The sequence below is a fragment of the Enterococcus sp. VV15 genome (genome assembly GCF_005236045.1).
GTDB lineage: Bacteria > Bacillota > Bacilli > Lactobacillales > Enterococcaceae > Enterococcus_B > Enterococcus_B durans.
In genome coordinates this window covers 1-3,210 of record NZ_QPTY01000077.1, presented here as the reverse complement: position 1 = coordinate 3,210, position 3,210 = coordinate 1, and the positions used below count along the sequence as shown (strand labels likewise).

The 3,210-nt window shown below is 28.8% G+C and carries 3 protein-coding genes; all 3 read left to right on the top strand.

Translation table 11 applies throughout. The features are described 5' to 3' along the window. Positions 1-182: 182 nt before the first annotated feature. The 3 genes from DVW83_RS14395 (at position 183) to DVW83_RS14390 (ending at position 3,157) form a co-directional block, all read left to right on the top strand. The gene (locus DVW83_RS14395) at positions 183-857 is read left to right on the top strand and encodes a zeta toxin family protein (RefSeq protein ID WP_104660835.1); all 675 of its coding nucleotides are present in this window, start codon (positions 183-185) and stop codon (positions 855-857) included. Continuing rightward, entirely contained in the window at positions 850-1,011 is a 162-nt protein-coding gene (locus DVW83_RS15265; protein ID WP_002294460.1) for a hypothetical protein, read from the top strand. The genes DVW83_RS14395 and DVW83_RS15265 overlap by 8 nt, the downstream gene beginning before the upstream one ends. A gap of 379 nt (positions 1,012-1,390) precedes the next feature. Then, entirely contained in the window at positions 1,391-3,157 is a 1,767-nt protein-coding gene (locus tag DVW83_RS14390; protein ID WP_238699442.1) for a hypothetical protein, read from the top strand. Positions 3,158-3,210 lie beyond the last annotated feature (53 nt).

The window sequence follows — 3,210 nt, the reverse complement described above, 5'->3', positions numbered from 1 at the left end:
TAATGAATGAAACAATCAATTCCACAGGGCGTAAGGTTTCTGCGTATATCCATATTCCATTTTGCGAGCATATTTGTGATTACTGTGATTTAAATATTAATATGGTTAAAATGACCGTTATATTTTTTATATAAATATCGTATAATTAGTATGAATATAGAAGAAGGAAAGAAGGTGCAATCTTGGAACCTAAAGACAAGTATTTAGATTACGCTAGGGTCAATAAAGATAAATTTATTGAAACAATCATCAATGGGAAAATCCCTGACGATGAAAAAGATGCGGTATTCATGGCCGGAAGCCCAGGAGCAGGTAAAACAGAGGTTGCACTAGGTTTAGCTGAAAATTATGACAACCATGTTGTGATTGATGCGGACTATTTTAGAACACAATTTCCAGAATACAATGGAAAGAACTCAAGTGTTTTTCAGAAAGCTTCTTCTTGGTTAGTTGAACAATCATTAAAATATGTAATTGAACATGGCTATTCTTTCATATTAGATGCTACTTTTGCTATCCTTAGTGCAGAGAAAAATATTATTCGAGCGCTAAAAAACGATTTTCGTGTCACGATTTTTTATGTTTATCAAGATCCTAAAGTTGCATGGGATTTCACTCGAAAACGTGAATTAGCTGAGGGGCGTCATGTACCAAAAGCAACGTTTATCAATGCTTTTTTTAAATCAAGAGAAAATATTGAAAAAGTCAAAGAAAGATACTCTGAAGTAGTCCTTCATATAATGATTAAGGATTATCAAAACAACATTTCTGAGGTACATTATGCAGCAGATAATATTCAATTAGTACTACCAATACAATATACTTTAAAAGATTTGGAGGAGGAATTACATGACTGAGAAAGAACAAGTACAACAAATCGTGAAAAAGTATAATAAAAGTATTGCTGATCTATCAGAAAATGCCTCAGCTAAAGAATTTAAAACAGTGATGAAGTATGTAGCAGATGAAGCAAATCGTAAGCAGCGAAAACTAGTTGGGTTGGATAAATAAATTTTTTAAACCATATTTAGTCAAGGTATGGTTTTTTTGTCTTATAAAATGATAAAAAAATAGTTGGAATCACATTGATGTGAATAATTGTTATATTTAGATTTAATAAAGTAGTCGAATAATACTTATTTCAAATTTTTCCCCGTTACCTAGGGAGATTGATTTTAGTATGATTAATTCAATATAATGAAGTGATTTTAAAAGGAGAAGTTATGAAAATTAGTAGTCAAGATAGTAAATTACAAGTATTTGTTAGTTCTCGTTGCAGTAATTTGGATTCAAATATGGAGGAGATAAATCAATATAATATTATTCGAAGGTCAATTAAAAGAATTTTAGAGGATACTGGATTATTCAATGTGTATATTTTGAAGAAGCTATGGCTTCGGCTTCTTCTTCGCAGGAGAGTTATTTAAATAAAATTGATAGAAGTGATATTATACTTTTTCTCATTGATAGTCGAAATGGGATGCAGACAGATGCTATTACAAAAGAGCATAATAGAGCAAAAGATATAGGTAAACCTAGATTATATATTATTTATGAAAATGGTGAAATGACAAGCATTCAAAAAGAACTGCAAGGTCCAGATGGTGTTAGATATAAGACAGCAAAATCTTTAGCAGATATAGTTGATCTTGCAATTGAATCAGTTATATGTGAAGTTCTAGAAAATTATTCGAATTTTCATATGAAACAATCAATTGATTTGGAAGAAAAAAAGGTTGATTCAATAGACTCGTTATCCGAGAGCTTTTTAAAAGATAATTTTTTGATAGATAAATTTGAATATGAAAAAACCAAGTCGCTTTTTGAACAAATCGCAGATTCTAGAATTACTGATACGAATAGAATTTCTAATGAACATTCAAAAGAGTATGATAAGATTTATTCTGATTTCTTACTATATAGAATCAATAAGAAAAAAGTATTAGATTTAAACTGGACTAAATTAGCAAGGAAAGACCTTTTCGAAGAAAGTTTTTATCCTTATCTTGAAAAGAGAGCCAAAGCATTCTGTGCATACCATGAAGGAGAATATGAAGAAGCGTACGAAATTCTCTTGAAGTTATACGAAGAATTAGAAAGTTCCCAAATTCCAAAATGGTATACGCAAGATATATTAATTGATTTACGTCATTTAGAATCAAAGAAAAATAGGCTCTTAAACATCGTATATAGTGAAGAGGGAATCCAAAAGAAGATTTCAAATATTAAAACACCATTATATTACCCATTAGTAGATAGATTTAGAGAAAATTCGTTTCATAAAATAATACAAGAAAGAAATAAAGATAACTTAAGATCAGAGTTTTCAGTTGTTTATGGGAATTTTCTAGGTTATATAATTGGTCAGTATATCTATAAACAATACATTACTTCAATAAGTCATTGTTCTATTGTCCATGTTGAGATGGTTTTTGATGATTTAGCAGAAATTTTTTTAAATTATTTTATTAGCACTGAGTATTTTCGTTATGGTGAGCAAGCATTAGATTTTTTAATTATATCTAACAAACAGGATATTTTTTCAAAAGTCATCACTAAATATGGAGAATTAACTAAATCTTGTAGTTATGATAAAATATATAACTTTTTTGACTTAGCAAAAGAAAAACAATCAGATTGGAAAATACAAAATGATGCGTTTTTGTTAAAAAATATTGGAAAATTTATGGATGAAGAGAGATTTACAGAAATTTTTAATGAGCTAGTTGATACACTTAACAAGGAATTAACGAAAGAAGAAATAATTATATTCAAGGTAGATGCGATCCTCGCAGCCATTAATTCAAATATAGGTAGAATTTCGGACGGAGAGGAGATTCTTAAAGCGTTTGACTATATTTTAAATGGGAAGGCACCAAGATTCTACGGAACAGTTATAGAGATATTGAATAAAATGGTACGTGATAACAATAAAAGTATCAATTTAGAATTTTTAGATATATTTCTTGGGAAAATTTCAATTTTAATTGAAAAGAAATTAATTCATTTAGATGAAAAAACTAATAATTTTTTGTTGGATTGTTCAATTCAAGTAGAAGGATCGAAAGAAAAAATTGCTGAGTTTTTAAGAGTTAATTCTATTCATTTTTATGAGAATAAATTTCAAAGAACAGATAAAGTCCATATAATTGTGTAAAAGATAAAAGGCCATGTAACAGCCCTTTTACGGTACAATGTTTTTAACCACAA

What these genes read in the sequence shown, in the direction of transcription:
- DVW83_RS15265 (WP_002294460.1), top strand. Translation starts at nt 850, where the DNA reads ATGACTGAGAAAGAACAAGTACAACAAATCGTGAAAAAGTATAATAAA.
- DVW83_RS14390 (WP_238699442.1), top strand. Translation starts at nt 1,391, where the DNA reads ATGGCTTCGGCTTCTTCTTCGCAGGAGAGTTATTTAAATAAAATTGAT.